The organism is Azospirillum sp. A1-3, assembly GCF_023806445.1.
Taxonomy (GTDB): Bacteria; Pseudomonadota; Alphaproteobacteria; order Azospirillales; family Azospirillaceae; genus Azospirillum.
In genome coordinates this window covers 477,193-496,364 of sequence record NZ_JAMSLU010000005.1, presented here as the reverse complement: position 1 = coordinate 496,364, position 19,172 = coordinate 477,193, and the positions used below count along the sequence as shown (strand labels likewise).

General features: G+C 67.8%; 18 protein-coding genes. 9 read left to right on the top strand and 9 right to left on the bottom strand.

What is annotated here, in order from left to right:
• Window positions 1-5 precede the first annotated feature (5 nt).
• The 4 genes from M5E06_RS26875 to fabG are packed head-to-tail and all read left to right on the top strand — an operon-like array spanning window position 6 to window position 3,167.
• Complete coding sequence (locus M5E06_RS26875) at window positions 6-1,199, top strand: beta-ketoacyl-[acyl-carrier-protein] synthase family protein (protein ID WP_502802013.1); 1,194 nt, start codon at window positions 6-8, stop codon at window positions 1,197-1,199.
• Complete coding sequence (locus M5E06_RS26870; RefSeq protein ID WP_252140846.1) at window positions 1,199-2,008, top strand: beta-ketoacyl synthase chain length factor; 810 nt, start codon at window positions 1,199-1,201, stop codon at window positions 2,006-2,008. Before M5E06_RS26875 ends, M5E06_RS26870 begins: the two co-directional genes overlap by 1 nt.
• A complete protein-coding gene (locus tag M5E06_RS26865; RefSeq protein WP_252140845.1) occupies window positions 2,002-2,451 on the top strand; it encodes a hotdog family protein in 450 nt (149 codons plus the stop codon). The genes M5E06_RS26870 and M5E06_RS26865 overlap by 7 nt, the downstream gene beginning before the upstream one ends.
• Entirely contained in the window at window positions 2,448-3,167 is a 720-nt protein-coding gene (gene fabG / locus M5E06_RS26860) for a 3-oxoacyl-ACP reductase FabG (RefSeq protein WP_252140844.1), read from the top strand. Before M5E06_RS26865 ends, fabG begins: the two co-directional genes overlap by 4 nt.
• On the opposite strand, the gene M5E06_RS26855 is transcribed toward fabG, so the two are convergent.
• Genes M5E06_RS26855 through M5E06_RS26845 form a run of 3 tightly spaced genes read right to left on the bottom strand, consistent with a single transcriptional unit; the run spans window position 3,148 to window position 5,974 of the window.
• Window positions 3,148-3,933: a glycosyltransferase family 2 protein gene (locus M5E06_RS26855; RefSeq protein ID WP_252140843.1), complete on the bottom strand. Its 786-nt coding sequence runs from the start codon at window positions 3,931-3,933 to the stop codon at window positions 3,148-3,150. The two genes, fabG and M5E06_RS26855, sit on opposite strands and share 20 nt — an antisense overlap.
• On the bottom strand, window positions 3,930-4,712 hold the full coding sequence (locus tag M5E06_RS26850; protein WP_252140842.1) for a lysophospholipid acyltransferase family protein: 783 nt from the start codon (window positions 4,710-4,712) through the stop codon (window positions 3,930-3,932). The genes M5E06_RS26855 and M5E06_RS26850 overlap by 4 nt, the downstream gene beginning before the upstream one ends.
• Window positions 4,661-5,974: an NAD(P)/FAD-dependent oxidoreductase gene (locus M5E06_RS26845; protein WP_252140841.1), complete on the bottom strand. Its 1,314-nt coding sequence runs from the start codon at window positions 5,972-5,974 to the stop codon at window positions 4,661-4,663. Before M5E06_RS26845 ends, M5E06_RS26850 begins: the two co-directional genes overlap by 52 nt.
• A 464-nt stretch (window positions 5,975-6,438) precedes the next feature.
• On the opposite strand from M5E06_RS26845, the gene M5E06_RS26840 reads away from it, so the two are divergent.
• Together M5E06_RS26840 and M5E06_RS26835 are read left to right on the top strand one after the other, a co-directional pair.
• Window positions 6,439-7,218 (top strand): class I SAM-dependent methyltransferase, encoded by a 780-nt coding sequence (locus M5E06_RS26840; protein WP_252140840.1) that lies wholly within the window; start codon window positions 6,439-6,441, stop codon window positions 7,216-7,218.
• Between the two features lie 143 nt (window positions 7,219-7,361).
• Entirely contained in the window at window positions 7,362-7,817 is a 456-nt protein-coding gene (locus M5E06_RS26835) for a hypothetical protein (RefSeq protein ID WP_252140839.1), read from the top strand.
• Window positions 7,818-7,878: 61 nt separating this feature from the next.
• Here the strand turns inward: M5E06_RS26835 and rpoH are convergent, their stop codons facing one another.
• The gene (rpoH, locus tag M5E06_RS26830) at window positions 7,879-8,838 is read right to left on the bottom strand and encodes an RNA polymerase sigma factor RpoH (protein WP_286208984.1); all 960 of its coding nucleotides are present in this window, start codon (window positions 8,836-8,838) and stop codon (window positions 7,879-7,881) included.
• Window positions 8,839-9,557: 719 nt separating this feature from the next.
• Between rpoH and M5E06_RS26825 the strand changes: the two genes are divergently transcribed.
• The 3 genes from M5E06_RS26825 to M5E06_RS26815 all read left to right on the top strand — a co-directional run bounded on the left by M5E06_RS26825 (window position 9,558) and on the right by M5E06_RS26815 (window position 12,493).
• On the top strand, window positions 9,558-10,811 hold the full coding sequence (locus M5E06_RS26825; RefSeq protein ID WP_252140837.1) for a polysaccharide pyruvyl transferase family protein: 1,254 nt from the start codon (window positions 9,558-9,560) through the stop codon (window positions 10,809-10,811).
• Between the two features lie 20 nt (window positions 10,812-10,831).
• Window positions 10,832-11,977, top strand: a complete 1,146-nt coding sequence (locus M5E06_RS26820; protein ID WP_252140836.1) for a hypothetical protein — start codon at window positions 10,832-10,834, stop codon at window positions 11,975-11,977.
• An 84-nt stretch (window positions 11,978-12,061) separates the two neighbouring features.
• Window positions 12,062-12,493, top strand: a complete 432-nt coding sequence (locus tag M5E06_RS26815) for a DUF1810 domain-containing protein (RefSeq protein WP_353654364.1) — start codon at window positions 12,062-12,064, stop codon at window positions 12,491-12,493.
• 10 nt (window positions 12,494-12,503) lie between these two features.
• Here M5E06_RS26815 and M5E06_RS26810 read toward each other — a convergent pair whose 3' ends face one another.
• The 5 genes from M5E06_RS26810 to M5E06_RS26790 all read right to left on the bottom strand — a co-directional run bounded on the left by M5E06_RS26810 (window position 12,504) and on the right by M5E06_RS26790 (window position 18,938).
• A complete protein-coding gene (locus M5E06_RS26810) occupies window positions 12,504-13,628 on the bottom strand; it encodes a malate/lactate/ureidoglycolate dehydrogenase (RefSeq protein ID WP_252140834.1) in 1,125 nt (374 codons plus the stop codon).
• Between the two features lie 151 nt (window positions 13,629-13,779).
• Window positions 13,780-15,456, bottom strand: a complete 1,677-nt coding sequence (locus tag M5E06_RS26805; protein WP_252140833.1) for a methyl-accepting chemotaxis protein — start codon at window positions 15,454-15,456, stop codon at window positions 13,780-13,782.
• Window positions 15,457-15,541: 85 nt separating this feature from the next.
• Window positions 15,542-16,162: a histidine phosphatase family protein gene (locus M5E06_RS26800; protein ID WP_252140832.1), complete on the bottom strand. Its 621-nt coding sequence runs from the start codon at window positions 16,160-16,162 to the stop codon at window positions 15,542-15,544.
• A gap of 11 nt (window positions 16,163-16,173) precedes the next feature.
• The gene (locus M5E06_RS26795) at window positions 16,174-17,295 is read right to left on the bottom strand and encodes an alpha/beta fold hydrolase (protein ID WP_252140831.1); all 1,122 of its coding nucleotides are present in this window, start codon (window positions 17,293-17,295) and stop codon (window positions 16,174-16,176) included.
• A gap of 116 nt (window positions 17,296-17,411) precedes the next feature.
• Window positions 17,412-18,938, bottom strand: coding sequence for an MFS transporter (locus M5E06_RS26790; protein WP_252140830.1), 1,527 nt, complete (start codon window positions 18,936-18,938; stop codon window positions 17,412-17,414).
• Window positions 18,939-19,172 lie beyond the last annotated feature (234 nt).

Here is a 19,172-nt window from a genome sequence, read left to right as displayed (position 1 = left end):
TCATCGTGCATCCACTTTCCCTAAGCCATATGAGCATCGTCAGCAGCCTTGGGGCCGGCCAGGATGCAACCCTGGATGCTCTGCGCAGCGGCCGGGGCGGCCTGAAACCTTGCAGCTTCGAGACGGTCACGCTCGACACGCACATCGGCGAGGTGGCGGGGGTGGACGATATACGCTTGCCGCCGGAGCTTGCCGGCTATGACTGCCGCAACAACCGGCTGGCCGAGATGGCGCTGCACCAGGACGGCTTCGCCGAAGCGGTCGCCGCGGCCCGCGAGCGGTACGGCGCCCACAGGATCGGGGTATTCCTCGGCACCAGCACGTCGGGTATCCTGTCGGCCGAACTGGCTTTCCGGGCGCGCGATCCGCAGACCGGGGCCCTGCCCGCCGCCTTCAGCTTCGCCACCACCCACAGCACCGGCTCGCTCGCCGACTTCGTCCGCCACCGCCTGGGGCTGGAAGGGCCGGCCTTCGTCGTCTCCTCCGCCTGCGCCACGACCTCGAAGGTTTTCGCCAACGCCGCCCGCATGATCGCCACCGGCCTGTGCGACGCCGCGGTGGTCGGCGGGGCCGACAGCCTGTGCCTGACGACGCTCTACGGCTTCCATTCGCTGGAACTGGTCTCTCCCACCCCCTGCCGGCCTTTCGACGCGGAGCGCAGCGGCGTCTCGCTCGGCGAGGGCGCCGGCTTCGCCCTGCTGGAACGCGCGGCTCCCAAGCCGGCCCCCGGCAGCATCAATCTGCTGGGCACCGGCGAGAGCAACGACGCGCACCACATGTCGACCCCGCATCCGGAAGGGCTGGGCGCCCGCCTGGCGATGGAGCGGGCACTGGCCAGCGCCGGCCTGCGGCCGGAGGACATCGACTACGTGAACCTGCACGGCACCGCCACCACCTATGGCGACGCGGCGGAGGATCAGGCCATCACCGGCCTGCTCGGCACCCGCACCCCGGTCAGTTCCACCAAGGGCTACACCGGCCACACGCTGGGCGCCGCCGGCATCGTCGAGGCGATCATCAGCGTGCTGGCGCTGCGCACCGGCCTGATCCCCGGCAGCCCACAAACCCGTACCCTCGACCCCGCCCTGCGCAGCCGCTACCTGCAAGCCAACGAAAACGGACGGCTGGACCGGGTGATGACCAACTCCTTCGGCTTCGGCGGCAGCAACAGCAGCCTGATCTTCGGGTGGGCCGCCTGATGCGCGCCTATGTCGAGGGCATCGGCCTGCTCGGCCCCGGTCTTCCGGGCTGGGCGGAGTCGCGCGCCATCCTGGCCGGCGACAGCCCCTATGTCGCGACGCCGGCCGTGCTGACAGCCAGTCCGCTCCTGCCGCCGGCCGAACGGCGCCGCAGCGTGCCCACCGTCAAACTCGCCATGGCGGTGGGGGCGGAGGCGCTGGAGCAGGCCGGCCGCGACCCGGCAACCGTCGCCACCGTCTTCACCTCCTCCAGCGGCGATCCCGATACGCTGCACCAGATCCTGGAAACGCTGGCGACGGAGGAGCGCGACATCTCGCCGACCCGCTTTCACAACTCCGTCCACAACGCGCCGGCCGGTTATTGGAGCATCGCCACCCGCTGCCGCGAGCCCTCCACCAGCCTGTCGGCCCATGACGAAAGCTTCCAGACTGGACTCCTTGAGGCGGCGGCGGAGGTCTCGGCCGATGGCTGGACCGTCGGGCTGATCGCCTACGACCTGCCCTATCCGGAGCCGTTGAACAAGGTCCGCCCCATTGCCGGCATCTTCGGCACCGCCCTGGTGCTGACCCCCCAGCCGACCGACCGTTGTCTCGCCCGCCTCGACATCGACCTGTCGCGCCGGGACGAGCCGGTCAGCCGCATGGCAGAGGTCGGGCTGGAAGCCCTGCGCACCGGCAACCCGACCGGCCGCGCCCTGCCGCTGCTGGCGGCGCTGGCCAGGGTCGTCGCGGGCGGCGCTCCGGAAACGGTGGTGCTCGACCTGCCTCCGGGCAGCCGGGTGGTGGTGCGGGTCGGCGCGCCATGCTGATGACGCGCGATGAGATTGCCGCCCTGATCCCGCACGCCGGCACCATGTGCCTGCTGAATGGCGTGCTGTCCTGGGACCGCAGCCGTATCCGCTGCATCGCCCGCAGCCACCGCGCACCCGACAACCCGCTGCGCCATGCCGGGCGGCTCGCAGCGCTGTGCGGCGTCGAATATGCGTCGCAGGCGATGGCGGTGCATGGCGGGCTGACGGCCGGCGGTGCGCGCCCTGCTGCCGGCTATCTCGCCAGCCTGCGCGACCTTGCCTGCCATGTCGCCCGGCTTGACGACATCGCGGAGGATCTGGTCATCGACGCCGAGAATCTGACCGGCGAAGGCAGCCGCGTGATCTACGCCTTCTCCCTGTCGGCCGGCGGCCGAGAACTGCTGAGCGGCCGGGCGGCGGTGGTGATCGACGCGGGCGGCGTGGCAACGGGGTTTTCATGAAACGCGCACTCGTCACCGGCGGCAGCGGCGCCCTGGGTGCCGCCATCAGCAAGGCACTGGCCGCCGAAGGCCACCATGTGCTGGTCCACGCCAACGGCTCCCCTGCCCGCGCCGAAACGCTGGCGGCGGAGATCGCGGCATCCGGCGGATCGGCGGAAGCAATCGTCTTCGACGTCACGGATGCGGAGGCCACCGCCGTCGCCCTGGAAAGGGTGCTGGAGACCGGCCCGATCCAAATCCTGGTCAACAATGCCGGTATCCACGACGACGCGGTGATGCCGGCAATGCGGCGGGAGCAGTGGGGCCGCGTCATCGACGTGTCGCTGAACGGCTTCTTCAACGTGACGCAGCCGCTGCTGATGCCGATGATCGGCACGCGCTGGGGCCGGATCGTCAATGTGTCGTCGGTGGCGGCCGTCACCGGCAACCGCGGCCAGACCAACTACGCCGCCGCCAAGGCCGGGCTGCATGGCGCCACCAAATCGCTGGCGCTGGAGCTGGCGCCGCGCGGCATCACCGTCAACGCGGTGGCGCCGGGCATCATCGCCTCCCCTATGGCCGACGCCGCCTTCGACGCCGAGACGGTCAAGCGGATGGTGCCGATGAAGCGTGCCGGGCGGCCGGAGGAGGTGGCCGACCTCGTCGCCTTCCTGGCCTCCGACCGCGCCGCCTACATTTCCGGCCAGATCGTCTCGATCAACGGGGGGATGATCTGAGCGGCCGGGAGCGCACCCGCCGGACCACCAGCATCGGCAGCCGGCCGACGAAACCCAGCATCAGCCGCGTGTGCATCCAGGTCAGCAGGGCGTTGTCCCGGACATAGTTGAAGTGGGAAACCCCGCCCTCCTCCGCCTTGAAATAGCGGACCGGGGCGGGGACGTTGACGGTCGGCAGGCCGGCCCAGCACAGCCGCACAGCCGCCTCCGGATCGAAGTCGAAGCGCCGCATCCACGGATTGCGCCGCATCACCGCGCGCAGCGGCTTGATCGGATAGACACGGAAGCCGAACAGCGAATCGCCGATCCCGCCCCACAGCGTCTCCAGATTGGCCCACCAGTTGGAGATCTTGCGCCCACCCACCCGCAGCCGCGGCGCGCCCGCATCGAACACCGGCTTGCCCAGCACCAGCGCATCGGGGTTGGCCAGCGACACCCCCTGGAACTGCGGGATTCGGTCGGCCGGATGCTGGCCGTCGGCGTCCATGGTCAGCGCATGGGTGAAGCCGCAGCGCTCCGCCTCCTCCAGCCCATGCAGGATGGCGGCCCCCTTGCCGTGGTTTGCCGGCAGTTCCAGCACCCGCAGATGCGGATCGTCCGCCGCCATCGCCCGCAACGTCTCCGCCGTTCCGTCGGTGCTGCCGTCGATAACGACCCAGACCGGCGCCCAATGCGCGCGGGCATCCCGCACCGTCTCGAACAGCTTCGGGCCGGTGTTGTAACTGGGGATCAGGACCAGATGACTGGATGAGGCGTCGGGTATCACAGCTCTGTCCTATAGTGGCGTTCCAAATCCTCGACCAGCCCGCGCACGTCGGTCGGCGGATCGAAGCGGCGGCCGAGACGGACGGTGTAGACCAGCGGGAATTCCGGTTTGCGGAACAGCGGCCAGCCCTTGCCGAGAAAGTTGCTGTTGGCGTCGATGAAGACGGTCTGCACGGGCGCCCCCGCCGTCTTGGCAATCAGCGCGAAGCCGCCCTTCAGCGGGTTGACCGGCGCCCGCTCCGTCCGGGTGCCTTCGGGGAAGATCAACAGTTGATGACCGGCGCGCACCCGCTGCGCCGCCATCTTGACCAGCGAGTTGGGCGCGTCGTTGCGGATATAGCCCGCCATGCGCGCCCCGCCGCCGAAGAGGAGGTTGTCGTAAACCGGGGCCTTGGCGATGCACACCACGTCCGGCAAACGCGAGATCAGCAGCACGGCATCCAGGATCGACGGATGGTTCGGGCAGATCAGCAGGCCGCCGTCACCCTTCAGCGAATCCAGCGCCGACAGGTCGGTCCTCAGCACCCCGCAGGCCCGCAGCGTGCCGAGATAGAGACGAAATCCCGTCCTGATCGCCAGCCGCCCGAGCGGCCCGGCGATCCGGCGCGGCAGAAGCGGACCGATCAGCGCCGCCGTCAGGCTCCAGGCCAGCGACATCAGGCCGAACAGGAACAGCAGGACATAGAACAGGGGATACTCCCAAGCCCGCCGAACCGTCCTGAGAAAGCCTAGACCGCGTCGCCCACGGGGGTGCGCACGTTCTGCCGCCGTTTCCGCCATGCCATGTAGTTCCTTTTGAAGTCCAGCAGGGCGTTCATGTAGTAGATCGCCTTGAATATCTTCAGTCGCGTCTTGATCGGCGACGGGCGGAAGACGTCGCCGGCCAGAAGCGACAGCAACGCCTCCTCCACCCGGAAGACGTTGCGTGGTCCCATGAACAGGTTGCGCAGCGCCGGCGTCGTCACCCGGTAGATATACCAGGAGAAGGTGCCGATGCCCTGGCGCACCGTCCGCTCGAAACGCTTCAGCACCTGCTCCTGTCGCGCCGGCTCGCGCAGGCAGGCATCGACCACCTCGGCCCCTTCGAAGGCGCTGGTCATCGCCAGATAGACGCCGGTGGAGAACACCGGGTCGATGAAGGCGAAGGCATCGCCCAGCATGACGTAACCCGGCCCCGACATGCGATCCGCCTGATAGGAGAAGTTGCCGGTCCCCGTCACCGGGCCGGTCAGTTCCGCCCCCTCCAGCCGCTCCGCCAGCGCCGGGCAGAGCGCCACGGTATCGAGGAAGAAGCGGGTCTGGTCGGTCTTGCGCGTCTTGAAGTAATAGGGCCAGCAGACCGCGCCGACGCTGGTGGTACCGTCCGCCAGCGGGATGAACCAGAACCAGCCATGGTCGAACCAAAAGACGGTGATGTTGCCTTCCGCCTTGCCCGGCAGCCGCTTGGCGCCGGTGAAATGGCCGAACATCGCCGCGCTGTTGTGCTTGACGTTGCGCCGCTTGATGCCGAAGCGCGACGCCAGCAGCGTGTCGCGGCCGGACGCATCGACCAGGAAGCGGGTGCGCAGGGTGCGGATTGTGCCGTCCTCCTGCCGCGCGGTGACGGTGGTGCCCTCAGCCCCCTGGATGTCGACGTCCGTCACCTTGCAGCCTTCGACGACGGTGGCGCCCCTGGCGACGGCATTGCGGATCAGGATGTGGTCGAATTCCGACCGCCGAACCTGAAAGGCATAGGGCTTGGACTTGTCCCACGCGTTGGCGAAGTCGAAGGTGACGGCCTTGCCGTGATAGGGCGAGACGAATTCCGCCCCATATTTCAGCATGCCGACCCGCTCCACCTCCTCCAGCACACCCAGCCGCTCCAGCAGGGGCAGGTTGCAGGGAAGCAGGGACTCCCCGATGTGGAAGCGCGGATGATGGTCCTTTTCCAGCAGAACCACCCGATGGCCCTTCCCGGCCAGCAGCGCCGCAGCGGTCGACCCGGCAGGCCCGCCGCCCACCACAAGGACATCGCAATCGTAGTTGGAACCGTTCGACACCATGGGCTTTGCCGCTCTCCCGCTTGTCCCGCTTTGGGGGTGTTCGACGTGGATACACGTTTCTGGCGCCGCGGCCGGCAACTCCTGCGAGGATTTTATCGCACTCCGTCACGCGCAATCCAGGGACAAAGCCCCGACACTGCCCTTTATCCGGGGCCTAGCCAGAAGGATATATCCACTCATTACCGGTATCAGCATTCACTGTTCCAGTAACTCTCCGCAGCAATGTTTCAATACGATTTCATCCGCACCGCACACTGCTGGCAGATTTCCGCCAATGCACTTGAGATTGCGCAACTGGCTTAAGTGATTACCCATTTGGCGACATGTAAACCCACTTGCCTGCCGGGTTCCGCGCCCACAAGATACCCACGGCTTGAAGCCGAACAGCTCAACCGGGGATGCGTGGTGCGTGTGTTGTCAACGACGTTTGCCGTTGCCGCCTGCGCCGCAAAGGAGACACAGCCGTGCCGACCGAACCCTCCCCCCGCGTCGACGCCACCGTCGAACCGCACCCGGTTCTGGACACCTACTACGGCGACAAGGCGCAACGGCAACATTTCGTCCGCGGCCTTTTCAACCGCACCGCCCATCATTACGACCGTATCAACGCGATCTTCGCGCTGGGCTCCGGCTCCTGGTATCGGGCGCAATGCCTGCGCCGGGCGGGCTTGCGGCCGGGCATGCGGGTGCTGGATGTTGCCATCGGCACCGGTCTGGTCGCGAGGGAGGCGGTGGCGCTCTGCGGCAATGCCGCCGACGTCATCGGGCTGGACCTCAGCGAAGCGATGCTGGCGGAGGCGCGGCGCAGCCTGCCCATCCCGCTGATCCAGGGCGTGGCCGATGCGCTGCCGCTGGCCGACGCCAGCGTCGATCTGGTCACCATCGGCTACGCGTTGCGCCATGTCGGCGACCTGACCGCCACCTTCCGCGAGTTCCGCCGCGTACTGCGCCCCGGCGGAACCGTGCTGGTGATGGAGATCGGCCGGCCGCGCCGCCCGGTCACCCGGCACCTGATGAACGCCTATCTCGGCATGGTGGTGCCGGCGGTCTCACGCCTCAGCGGCGGCGGCGAGAGCGGGCGGACGCTGATGCGCTATTACTGGGAAACCATCGACCGTTGCGTGGAGCCGGAGGTCATCACCGCTGCGATGGAGGCGGCCGGACTGGCGCAGGTACGGTGCGACACCGATTATGACCTGTTCAAGAACTACAGCGGCAAAAGGCAGGTCGAGACCGCAATGTGACGGTGGGGCGGCCGGCAGGCTGCCTGTTGTTACTACCCCTGTCAGGCGTTCCTCATCCGCCTTTGCCAATGCTGGCGACCGGTTATCGCCCTCATAGTCGCCACTACATGGCCACGGCCGGAACAGAACCAATAGGAAAAGACATGGTGGGGAAAACGACGTGGGCGGCATTGTCCGCGGTGGCGCTGCTGATCGGCTGCGCCGGGCAGCAGCAGGGCACGGCCAGCAGCAACGGAACGGCGACGACCGCCTCCGCCGCGCCGTCGACGCCGGACGCGCGGATGGTGAAGTCGCGCGACGGCCGGTACGAGGGCGAGGTGATCGGCTCCCCCGCTCCCGGCAGCCGCTTCGCCAAGCTGCAAATCGGCATGACGATGGAAGAGGTCTCCACCCTGATCGGCGCGCCCGACAACATGATCCGGCACGAGACCGGCAAGCGCTGGATCCCCTTCTATTTCGGCAACGACGCCCAGCGATTGCAGGTCATCTACCGCAACGAAGGCTGCCTGACCTACACCGGCGGCAACGTCTTCGGCGGCGGCGGATCGGAACTGATCCGCATCACCGTCGCGCCGAAGGGCGGTTGCCTGGACACCTGACAGGAAAGGCGCGGCTTTTCAAAAGCCGCGCCCTTTCAAAACATCGCCGCAACCTGCCCGGTCAGGCATTGGTCAGCAGACGCTTCTTCTCGATTGCCACCTGCTCCGTCCTTGCGGTCGCGATCACCGCCTTCTGGAGCTTCTCGAAGGCACGCACCTCCAGCTGCCGCACACGCTCGCGCGAGACGTGGAAGGTCTGGCTCAGTTCCTCCAGCGTCAACGGCTCGTCACGCAGGCGGCGGGCCACCAGAATCTGGCGTTCGCGGTCGTCCAGCACCCCCAACCCCAGCTTCAGGAACTGCTGGCGCCGGCGGCGCTCCTCGGAATCGGCAAGCGTCGTCTCCTGGTCCGGCCGCTCGTCGGCCAGCAGGTCCTGCCACTCGGCATCGCCCTCTTCCGACAGGCCGACGTTCAGCGAGCGGTCGTTGCCCAGGCGGCGGTTCATCTCCACCACCTCGGCCGTCGACACGTTCAGTTCGGTCGCGATGCTCTCCACCGCTTCCGGCGACAGGTCGCCGCTCTCCAGTTCCTGCATCCGCGCCTTCAGGCGGCGCAGGCTGAAGAACAGCTTCTTCTGCCCGGCGGTGGTGCCGATCTTCACCAGCGACCAGTTGTGCAGGACATATTCCTGGATCGCCGCACGCACCCACCAGGACGCGTAGGTGGCGAAGCGGAACCCCTTGGCGGGATCGAACTTCTGCGCCGCCTGCATCACGCCGACATTGCCCTCCGCCACCAGATCGGACAGCGGCAGGCCATAGCCGAGATAGCCGCGGGCCATCTTCACGACCAGCCGCAGATGGCTGCCGACCAGCTTGTCGAGCGCGGCCGGGTCCTGATGGTCGTGCCAGCGGACGGCGAGATCGAGTTCCTGTTCGGGCGTCAGGTACTGATACTTGCGGGCGTCCTGCAGATAGAGCTGCATCGGTTCCGCAGTACGGGGTTCGGAAATACGGGTTTCTGCGGTGCGGGTTGGGGCGGTATCGGATTGAGCGGTGCGGGTTTCAGCGTTGCGCTGCATGGTGTCTCTTTTTCTCCCAGCCGACAGGAGCGGCGCCGTGGGCAAAGGCTCCGGCGTTGTTCGGGTCGGTCCTGTTGAAGGTCGGATTTTTGGTTCGTTGCGTTGCCGGCATTCGACGCTGCCAGACGGTGTGCACCGGGCCTCGGTGCGGGAACGGGCAAAGAGGGGTCCTCTCCAGCCCCGCGGGCAGCGCCGCGCCGGGGAAGGTGGCGCCGCAGCCAGCAAGCCGCAGGGCCGGAGAGGAGCGGCAGGGCCAGGCGGTCAGCGCGGCCGAACCGGGGAATTGCAAACGGTCATATGGGCGAAAGCCCTTCTGTCGGGGTCGGCGCCATCAGCGGCGCAACGAACACTATATAGGAATTTTGACAACGCATTAAAGGGGCGCCCAGGCGAATTTGCCTGGCACCCTGACTGACACTTGGTTCCCGCTTCGATTTCCAGGAACGCCGCCTGAAATGGGACGACCTTTGCCTGCTTTCAACCCCCTTCATCCCGCCATCGAACATCTTTCGAATTTCTATACAACTTCGCAAGATCATCGGCCGATCGACACCAATATCACGTAAAATATCCAGGGCATAAAAACTGCCTAGAAAGTCTAAGCACTATAGGTCATTGAATCAGCCGTGGTATTTTTTGGATGTCACTTGCAGTCTTACCTCTTCTGCGCTTACCGTCGGCCAGTTTCCAGCATCCACCGACCCGAGGCTTGAGCCGACATGCTTGAAGACATCGTCATCGACACTCCTGTCGACCGGCCGCACTCTTCCGGCCAGACCGCAAGTCAGACCGCCGGCCGTGCGTCGACCCAGCCTCTGCGCGTCGCGGTGCTGTGGAAGACGCCGAATCTCGGCCTCTATTCGAACGCCGCATTCGACGACCTGTACAACGGCATCGGGCACAACAACGGCAACCTCGCCTTCGTGCATTCGATCTGCAGCCACATCGCCAACCCGGTGAAGCATTTCAGCTGGGGCTCTTCGGCCGAGACGCTGCGGAACAATGCCGACATCATCGTCATTCCCTGCGCCAACCAGCTGGGCCGCCACACCGACTACGGTCAGATGGCGGAGAATCTGGAAAAGTCCGGACTGCCGATCGTCGCCATCGGCCTGGGCGCCCAGGCGAACAGCTATGACCACGACATCGAACTAAGCCCCGGCACGCTGCGGTGGGCGCAGGTGATCGCGGCCTCGAACCCGGCTTCCGCGACCGCGCCCAACATCTACACCCGTGGCGCCTACACCACGGCGCAGTTGGACAAGCTGGGCATCACCGGCTCGCTGCCCGGCGGCTGCCCGTCGCATTTCCTCAATCAGGCGCCGGGGCTGGGCCGGAAGATCCACGCCAACTGGTCGGCGCTCGACCTGCCGCGCTCGATCACGGTGGCCGGCGGCCATCAGGCCTGGGTCAAGACGCGGGAGATCGAGCACCAGCTGATCGCCCTGATGATGGATCCCATCGCGCCCGGCCAGTACATCGTGCAATCGATGGGCGAGATGATCCGCGCCTCGCGCGGGCTGTTCGACGGCATCGACCCGCATGCGCTGAAGGAAATCCACCGCCACACCGTGCCGCACTACTCCTTCGAGGAGTTCAAGGTCTGGTGCCGCAACTACATGCGCTCCTACTATGACGTGCCGGCCTGGATGGACACTCTGCGCCAGCAAGATTTGACCATCGGCTGCCGCTATCACGGCGTCGCGCTGGCGATCCAGGCGGAGCGGATGGGCCTGACGGTCACCATCGATTCCCGCACGCGCGAGCTGTGCGAGAACACCGGCGTCCCCTATGCCGATGCCGCCGACCTGACGATGCCGCTGACCCGTAGCCGCTTGAAGTCGCTCATCAACTTCGACCCCGACGCCTACGACCGCCACCGCGCGGAGTCTGCCACCCGCTATCTGGACTTCCTGGTCGCCAACCGGCTGCAGCCGGCGCCCTTCCTGAAGTCCATCGCAAACGGCAAGTGACGGGACGAGGGGTAGCAGCCATGCTCAACCGAACCGCGGCATTCGTGCTGGCGCTGGGCATGGTCGCCGCCCCCGCCCACGCGCTGACGATCAAAAGGACGGGGGAACCGGAAACGGTGACCTCCTGGCAACGCGACGCCTGCGCCGAAAGCGACGCGCCGGACACCCCGGCGCGCGCCTTCCGCGATGCGGCCGGCACGGTGCATCTGATCGCCTCGCATTCCACCGCGCGGGCGCTGACCGGCCCGTCACTGGACGCCGTGCGGCCGAACTGCGCGGTGATCTTCCAGGGCCACGGCCAGGACGACCCGCGCCTGCATGACGACCGCAGCTGGATTTCATCCTTCTACACGCCCGACGGCACCACCGTCTTCGCCCTGGTCAGCAACGAGTTCCACGCCCAGAAGCGCCCCGCGCTCTGCCCGTCCGGTGAATACATGCGCTGCTGGCGCAACAGCATCACGTCGGCGGTCTCCGGCGACGGCGGGGCGAGCTTCCGGCTGAGCGCGGCTCCGCCCAACCACACCGTCGCAACGCTGCCCTACCCCTATGCCGGCGACGTCGGCCAGCGCACCGGCTATTTCGCGCCCAGCAACATCGTCCGCAACGGCGACCACTGGTACGCCTTCCTGTGGGCCGAACGGTTCGGGGCGCAGCAGCGCGGCGCCTGCCTGATGCGGACCGACAATCTCGCCGATCCGCAGTCCTGGCGCGGCTGGGACGGCAAATCCTTCTCCGTCCGTTTCGTCCGTGATGACCAAGCCAAGGATGCTCCGGAAGCCCATCTCTGCGCCCCGGTCGCCCCCAACGTGCTGCAAGGCACCGTGCGCAGCATCGTCCGCCACCGCGCCAGCGGCCAGTTCATCGCCACGCTGGCGATGACCCGCGACGGCCGCACCGGCATCTGGACCACGACCTCCCCGGATCTGGTGAGCTGGTCGAAGCCGGAGCTTCTGTGGGCGGCCCCGCTGCTGTTCCGCTACGGCTGCGGCGACAAGGCGGCCTTCGACTACCCCGCCCTGCTCGATCCCGCCAGCCAGGGCCGCAATTTCGAAGATGTCGGCAAGACCGCCTACGTCTACATGACGCGGCTGAACCTGGACAAATGCAAGATCACCTGGAACCGCGACCTCGTCCGCATGCCGGTGGAGATCGGCGGCGGCTGATCCGCGCGAAGACGCACAAAGCCGTTGCGAAGCACCGCCATCCATCCGATGTGTCAGACCGGACCACGGATGAGGAGCGGCAGCATGCCGGACGGCGATCCTTTAGACCTCCAGCGCTTCGTCAAGGCGCAGGATCCGGTCTTCGCGACCGTGCTCGACGAATTGCGGGCCGGCCATAAGCGGAGCCACTGGATGTGGTTTATCTTCCCGCAGCTGCGCGACCTCGGCCGCTCCGCCACCGCACAGTTCTACGGCATCGCCTCGCTCGACGAGGCGCAGGCCTATCTGGCGCACCCAATCCTCGGCCCACGGCTGGTGCAAGCGACGGAAACGGTGCTGGCGGTGCAGGGGCGGACGCTTCATGAGATCTTCGGATCGCCGGACGACCTGAAGTTCCGCTCCTCCATGACGCTGTTCGCCCGGGCTGCGGCGGAGGACGGCGACCTCTACCGCAGATCCCTGGACCGCTACTGCGGCGGCCAACCGGACGAGGCGACGCTGAAACTGCTGGGCTGACCGCCGGCCGTCAGGCCAGCAGTTCGCCCAACTCCAACCCGCGCTCCCGCCCCAGGCTGTCCAGCATCGCCAGCGTGGCGCCGTCCAGCGGGATGCCGTCGGCCAGACGCTGGCGGCGGGTGCGGCTTTCCGGCTCGCCCGGCATCTGGATCGCATCCGCCCCCGGCGCCGTCGGGGTGTCGCGGACATAGGCGACCAGATCGTCGAGATCGACCGCCCACTGAGCGTTGCCGCCACGCGCCGGGTCGAAGACGATGGCGAACATGTTGTTCATCACCCGGCCGGAGTTCTGGTGCGACGGCGTGCCCGGCATCGCCGAAGCCAGCGCACCGGCCAGCACGTCGCACATCAGCGCCAGCCCGAAACCCTTGTGCCCGCCCAGCGGCAGCAGTGCGCCCGACGGGTCCTGGAACATCACGCCGGGGTCCTGTGTGGGCTCCCCCTGCGGATCGAGCAGCAGGCCGGGCGCCATCTCCTGCCCCTTGCCCATGGCGACGCGGCATTTGCCGACGGCGACGGCGCTGGTGGCGAAATCCAGCACCAGGGCCGGAGTCGAACCCGTACCCGGAACCGCGATGCAGATCGGGTTGGTGCCCAGCCGCGGCCGGGTGCCGTCATGCGGCGCCACCGCCGGGCGGGTGACGACATTGACGAAGGCCAGCGCCACCAGCCCGGCGTCGCTGCACTGTTCGCCATAGGAGCCGACGCGGCCGATATGGTGGCTGTCGCGCAGTGACAGCACCGCCAGCCCATCCCGCCGCGCCTGTTCGATGGCGAGGTCCATCGCCTCGCGCGCGATCACCTGTCCATAGCCGCTGCCGCCGCCGACCGCCAGGAAGGGACCGGACCGGCCGATCACCGCCGCATGCTGGTTGGGCCGCAAGAGCCCGGCGGCGATCGCCGGCATATACATCGCCAGCATGCCGACGCCGTGGCTGTCATGCCCGCGCAGGTTCGCTTCCACCAGATGGTCGGCGACGACGGCCGCCTCCTCCGCCTCGCTGCCCGCCGCCCGTAACAGCCGCCGAACGGCCTCCGCCAGCCGGTCCGCCCGCACCGGCCGCAGTCCGGTGCCATAGACCCCGGCGTTGAAGGATGCCGCCGCGGCGAAGGGATCCTTTTGTGTCTCTGTCATCCTGTACCTTCCCGTTCGATGGCCCCTATTTGGTTGCCGGTCCCCGGACGGGGCAAGGGCTGAATCGCGGCCGGAAAGAAAGCGGGGCGGACCCCGGCGGCCTGAACCGCCGGATATCCGCCCCCTGCCGCCGCTCGATCAGGTAGGCCGATCAGGCCGCATTGACCTCCGACACGAAGCGCTGGACTTCGTCCTTCAGCCGCTCCGACTGCTGCGACACGCTCTCCACGCTGGTGGAGACCAGACGCATCCGTTCGCTGGTGGTGGTCATGGTGGAGGACAGCGACCCGACGCTGCTGGTGACGCGGCGGGAGTTGTCGGCGGCGGTGCGGGCGTTGGCGAAGATCTGGTGGGTCGCCGCCTCCTGCTGCTGCACCGCCGACGCCACTTCGCCGTTCAGAGCGCTGAGGTTGGTGATCAGGCCGGCGATGCTTTCGATCGCGCTAATGGCGTTCGCGGTCGCCCCGCGGATCGCCCCGACCTGCGACTGGATGTCCTCGGTCGCCTTCGCCGTCTGGGTGGCCAAGCTCTTCACCTCGCTCGCCACGACCGCGAAGCCCTTGCCGGCCTCGCCGGCGCGCGCCGCCTCGATGGTGGCGTTCAGCGCCAGCAGGTTGGTTTGGCCGGCGATGGAGTTGATCAACTCCACCACCGCGCCGATCTGTTCGGCAGCGGAGGCAAGGCCGGTGACGATGCCGGTGGTGTTGGCGGTTTCCGTCACTGCGCGGGACGCGGTCTGGGCGGCGCTTTCCACCTGACGGCTGATCGCCGCGATGGAACCGCGCAGCTCCTCGCTGGCCTGGGCGGCGGATTCGACGCTGTCGGACGCGCCTTGCGCAGCGCCGGCGGCGGCATGCGCCTCCTCGGTGGTGCTGGCGGCGTCGCTGGTCAGGGCGGCGGTGCGTTCGTGCAGGGCCACCGTGGTGGTGCTGAGCGTCGCCACCACCTCGTCCATCGCGCGGGCGAACTCGGCGGCCCGGGCGGACAGGCGTTCGCGCTGGAGATCGCGGGCGGCACGTTCCAGTTCGCCGCGCTGGCTCTCGTCGCGGGCACCCTGCAGGGTGGTGGCGAGGCCGGCGACGGCACGGGCCATGTCGCCGATCTCGTCGGGGCGGTCGGCATGGGGCACGGCGACGGTCAGGTCACCGCCGCCGATGCGGCCCAGCACGTCGCGGATCGCCAGCAGCGGACGCGACATCCCACGCGACACCCAGATGCCGATGCCGACGCTGATCGCCAGCAGCAGCAGCGAGACTTCAATCTCGCGCCAGACGCGGGCACGGAATTCCGCATCGACGTCGTCGGTATAGACGCCGGTGCCGATCATCCACTGCCAGGGCTGATAGCCGGCGGCATAGGCGATCTTCGGGGTCGGCTCGGCATCGTCGCTGCGCTTGTGGCGGAAGGCGACGAAACCGCCGCCCGACTTGGCCGCGTCGGTCATCAACACGTTGAAGGGAACACCATCGGGGTCCTTCAGGTTCAGCAGGTTCTTGCCCTCCACCTGCGGACGCAGGCCATGAACCAGGCTGACGCCCGCATAGTCGTAGACGAAGAAATACTCGCCATTGCCGTAGCGCATGGCGCGCACGGCGCTGCGGGCACGATCCTGCGCCTCATCGCGCGTCAGCTTCCCGGACTTCTCCTGCTCGCCATACAGCGCGATGACGGAGGCGGCGGCATCGACCATCTCCTTGACCTTGGCCTTGCGCTGCTCGATCAGGTTCGTGCGCGTTCCCGTCAGATGAACGGTGGCGCCGGCAAGCGTGCTGAGCAGCGCCACACCGAACACCAGCAGCATGAGCCGCGTACCAATCTTGAGCTTCATCGCCCTTCTCCTCACTCCTGATCCACGCGGCATCGCGCGGCATTCACGCATCGATTTTCGATTGGTCGTCAGACCGGCTCGAAGGTCAGGCCGGGCAGCAGGCCCCGGCTCTTGCCTCCAGCGGGCTCTCCACCGGGTCGCAACGCCACCATCCCGGGCCGCCCGGCGGGGCGGACAGGCGGGTGAAGGCCACGACCTCGCAATTCCCCAGCTCCACCCCCGGCCGCCCGGCGAGGCGGTGCAGCAGGATGCGGCCGATTCCCTTGCTGCCGACCAGAAGCGGCCGGCGCGCCAGCAGGCCGGCGGGCCCGTTGGCAAGTTCATCGACGCCGTCCAGGACGCGCGCAGCGAAGGCGCCTTCGCTCTCTCCGCCCGGCGGCGTCTCTCCGGCGGCGAACCAGGGGCGGGTCAACTCAATCGCCAGACCGTTCCATTCGCCCAGGCTGCGCTCCCGCAGCCAGTCGCGCCGGAGCAGCGGGACGCCCAGCGTTTCGGCGAACACCGCGCCGGTGACGGCAGTGCGTTGCAACGGCCCGGCGATCACAAGGCCGCAGGGTCGTCCGGACCGGCGGAACCGCTCCGCCTCCCACCGGGCCTGTTCGATCCCGCGGTCGGTCAGCGGCACATCGCGGTCGCCGCCGCAGCGCACACCACGCTGGTTGTCCGCGGTTTCGCCATGGCGGACGAAGTGGAAGCCGTCGGTCATCGCCGGCCCTCTCAGCGGAACAGGATGCGGGCAGCGCCCGCGGTCCAGCCGAGGGTGCTTTCCGCCGGCAGGGAATGCGGCGCCGACATCCAGCGGGCCAGCGCATCGATGTGCAGCGGATCGCTCAGGGTCGGGGTATGGCCGACGTCCGGCACATGCAGGACGCTCACCCCCGGCTTCCCGGTCATCCGGGCGATGGTCGCCTCCTGCAGGGCGTCGCTCATCATGCCGTGCACCAGCAGCACCGGGCACTCGATGCGCTGCCAGTCGTCCCACTGGTCGTGGTCCTGGGCGGCACCGTCGCGGTAGCATTGCAGCGCGCGGATGTCGTGGCGGTAGACCCGGCCGCCGTTCTCCTCCGACCAGCGGGTCTGGTGGAAGCTGTTGTGCAGCAGAACGGTGTCGTCCACCGGCCCGTCGTTCTTCTGGGCCGCCCCGGTGCGGTGGAAAAGCTGGGCCGGATGGCGGAAGACATAATGACGGGCGACGGATTCGGCGCGGCGGCGGCGGCGCTCGGTCGGGATGAAGGGGCCGATGTCGTTCAGGATCAGGCGGTCGACCAGTTCCGGCGCCTCCGCCGCCACCCGCATCGCCACACTGCCGCCGAGCGAGGAGCCCAGCAGCGTGACCGGCCCCAGCTGCTTGTGCCGGATCAGCGCCAGGACCTGGGCGACGTTGCCGTCGAAGCTGTAGTCCGACTGGTCCGCCAGCCAGCCGCTGCGCCCGCGCCCCGCCCAATCGAGGCACAGCACGTGATAGTGGTGCGACAGCGCGCGGGCGACATAGTCGAAACGCCGGGCCGAGTTGGCGATGCCGCCCAGGCACAACAATGCCGGCTTCTGCGGGCTGCCCCATTCCGTGTAGGCAAGGCGGATGGTGTAGTCGGAGCGCAGTCGCTCCACCGTACCGGACTGCAGTGCGGCGCTGTGGGTATAGTCGAAATGGCGCAGCCTGTGGCCGGCGCCGACCAGCGGTTCGATCACCCGCATGATCGTTTCATAATCCTTCCAGCTCATGTCCTCGGCCGATCCGACGCCGAGCGCGTCCAGGGTGGCACGCAGCGCCTCCATGGCGCGGTCGTGGCGGCCGTAAGCGGGAAGAGCCTCTCCGGCAAAGGAGGAGGGGATGGGCATGGTCCGAAGGGGCTCCACGAGCATCTGGTCAGGCATGGGCGTCGAAGCCTCCGTGATCGATGGGTGTGGGGTCGATGGGTGTAAAGTCGACTTGCGGGGCAGGGCTGCCGGCGAAATCATCGGACGGCCTCCCCCGCCGTCGGCGAGGTGGCTGGGGTCAGTAGGAAGACCGCACAGAAGGCCGTGCCGCACAGCATGCCGAGCACGCCCAGCGCCACCAGCGCCGCCTGAATCCCGAAGCGGTCGGCAAGTGCGGCGGCCAGCAGCGGACCGATCACCGAACCGCCACGCTCCAGCAGGCGATAGACCGCGAAGACGCTGGATTCGCCCATGCGGGCGCAGTCAGCGCGACAGATCTCCGGCACCAGGGCCAACTGGGTGGCATTGTTGAAGGCATGGGCGACACCGAGCGCCGCGATGCCGATCAGGATCCCGGCGACGCCCTGCTCCTGCAGGATCGCCAGGGTGCCGGCTCCGCCGACCAGCCCGCCCAGACCGGCGAACAGGGCGTGGCGTCCGGTCCGGTCGGCCGCCCTCGACACCCAGGGGCCGAGCAGGACGATGATCAGCCCATAGGCCATCATCAGGCGGCCGATCCCGGCCGGCGTCTCTCCCGCCGCATGGAGGGAAACGGGGACGAGATAGAAGAGGTATCCGGTCAGCATCAGCTTCGTCGGCACCGACGAGAACAGCAGCAGCGCCAGGAATCGGGGATTGGCCAGCAGCGCGGCCGCATCGCCCATACGGAAGGGACGCCGCCCGACCCGTTCCACCCGATCGGCCGGTAGAAGCGTCACTGCCGTCGCCGCAGCCAGCGCCAGCAGCGCCGAGACCATGAAGGTGGCGCGGTAGCCGAACTGATCGGCCAGGATGCCGCCCAGCGGCGCACCGCACAGGCCGGCGACGATCACCGCGGCGACGAACTGCGCCATGCCGCGCGCGCGCCGGTCCGCCGGGGTGTGACGGGCGACGAATCCCTGCGCGCCGATGAACATCACCGCATAGCCGATCGCGCAGGCGCTGCGCCACAGCAGCAGTTCCACCAGCGACCCGGCCATCGCCGTCCCGGCAAACCCCGCCACCGCCGGCAAGGTGCCGAGCAGCAGCGTGCGGCGGCAGCCGAACCGGTCGGCCCAGGCGCCGGCAAAGGGCGTGAAGACGGCGACCAGGAGCATGAACAGCCCGATCGGCAGGCCCATCATCAGGGTCTCCGACAGGCCGGGAACGGGTGTGTAGAGTTCGCGCACGTAAAGCGGCAGGAAGGATCGCGACAGTTCCTCGGCCAGCATGAACAGGAACAGGGCGGCGCGGATGGCACCCACCGCAGATGCCGGTTCCGCATCCCGTCGGCGCGGCCGGGCGGCGAGCAGGAGCAATCCTTCGAACGCCAAGAGAAGGCAGACGACCAACAGCACGGCCGCGTCATACAAGAATCCATACACCGCCCCGGCCGGCAGCAGACCCGCGAGCCGCGGCAGGGTCCCGGCGCCACACGCCAGCATCGCTGCCGCCACCACCGTCAGCGCCCGCAAGGGTGTGGTGCCGGCCGCGCGCAGCAGTGATGGCAGCAGCAGCCCGGCAGCCGCAAACGCCGCCGAAATCACAGCCGCAACGGCCGCCACATGGTTGCGTGCGGCAGTCATCACAACCTGTGCGGCAGGAGAAGAGGGCCCCAGCCCGAAAGTTCCATAAAATTTTTCACAAATCAAAAAAGAAAACAGACAAATTCCAGTTATCGCCAGAACAGGCAGAGTCACAGGCGGACGTGCGACCGAATTTGGTTGCATTATTGGCTCCAGACACACAACCGCTGCGAAGAAGTGCTTCGGAGGCTAAATGCTAACTCCAAAGAATTGGTAAACCGAAATTGCATCGGA

Bases quoted from the DNA above. Each gene is read 5' to 3' on its own strand.
- M5E06_RS26805 (WP_252140833.1), bottom strand. From the start codon at position 15,456: ATGAAGCTCAAGATTGGTACGCGGCTCATGCTGCTGGTGTTCGGTGTG.
- rpoH (WP_286208984.1), bottom strand. From the start codon at position 8,838: ATGCAGCGCAACGCTGAAACCCGCACCGCTCAATCCGATACCGCCCCA.
- M5E06_RS26850 (WP_252140842.1), bottom strand. From the start codon at position 4,712: ATGGCGGAAACGGCGGCAGAACGTGCGCACCCCCGTGGGCGACGCGGT.
- M5E06_RS26795 (WP_252140831.1), bottom strand. From the start codon at position 17,295: ATGCCCATCCCCTCCTCCTTTGCCGGAGAGGCTCTTCCCGCTTACGGC.
- M5E06_RS26870 (WP_252140846.1), top strand. From the start codon at position 1,199: ATGCGCGCCTATGTCGAGGGCATCGGCCTGCTCGGCCCCGGTCTTCCG.
- M5E06_RS26800 (WP_252140832.1), bottom strand. From the start codon at position 16,162: ATGACCGACGGCTTCCACTTCGTCCGCCATGGCGAAACCGCGGACAAC.
- M5E06_RS26845 (WP_252140841.1), bottom strand. From the start codon at position 5,974: ATGGTGTCGAACGGTTCCAACTACGATTGCGATGTCCTTGTGGTGGGC.
- M5E06_RS26820 (WP_252140836.1), top strand. From the start codon at position 10,832: ATGCTCAACCGAACCGCGGCATTCGTGCTGGCGCTGGGCATGGTCGCC.
- M5E06_RS26835 (WP_252140839.1), top strand. From the start codon at position 7,362: ATGGTGGGGAAAACGACGTGGGCGGCATTGTCCGCGGTGGCGCTGCTG.
- M5E06_RS26825 (WP_252140837.1), top strand. From the start codon at position 9,558: ATGCTTGAAGACATCGTCATCGACACTCCTGTCGACCGGCCGCACTCT.
- M5E06_RS26815 (WP_353654364.1), top strand. From the start codon at position 12,062: ATGCCGGACGGCGATCCTTTAGACCTCCAGCGCTTCGTCAAGGCGCAG.
- M5E06_RS26790 (WP_252140830.1), bottom strand. From the start codon at position 18,938: ATGACTGCCGCACGCAACCATGTGGCGGCCGTTGCGGCTGTGATTTCG.
- fabG (WP_252140844.1), top strand. From the start codon at position 2,448: ATGAAACGCGCACTCGTCACCGGCGGCAGCGGCGCCCTGGGTGCCGCC.
- M5E06_RS26865 (WP_252140845.1), top strand. From the start codon at position 2,002: ATGCTGATGACGCGCGATGAGATTGCCGCCCTGATCCCGCACGCCGGC.
- M5E06_RS26810 (WP_252140834.1), bottom strand. From the start codon at position 13,628: ATGACAGAGACACAAAAGGATCCCTTCGCCGCGGCGGCATCCTTCAAC.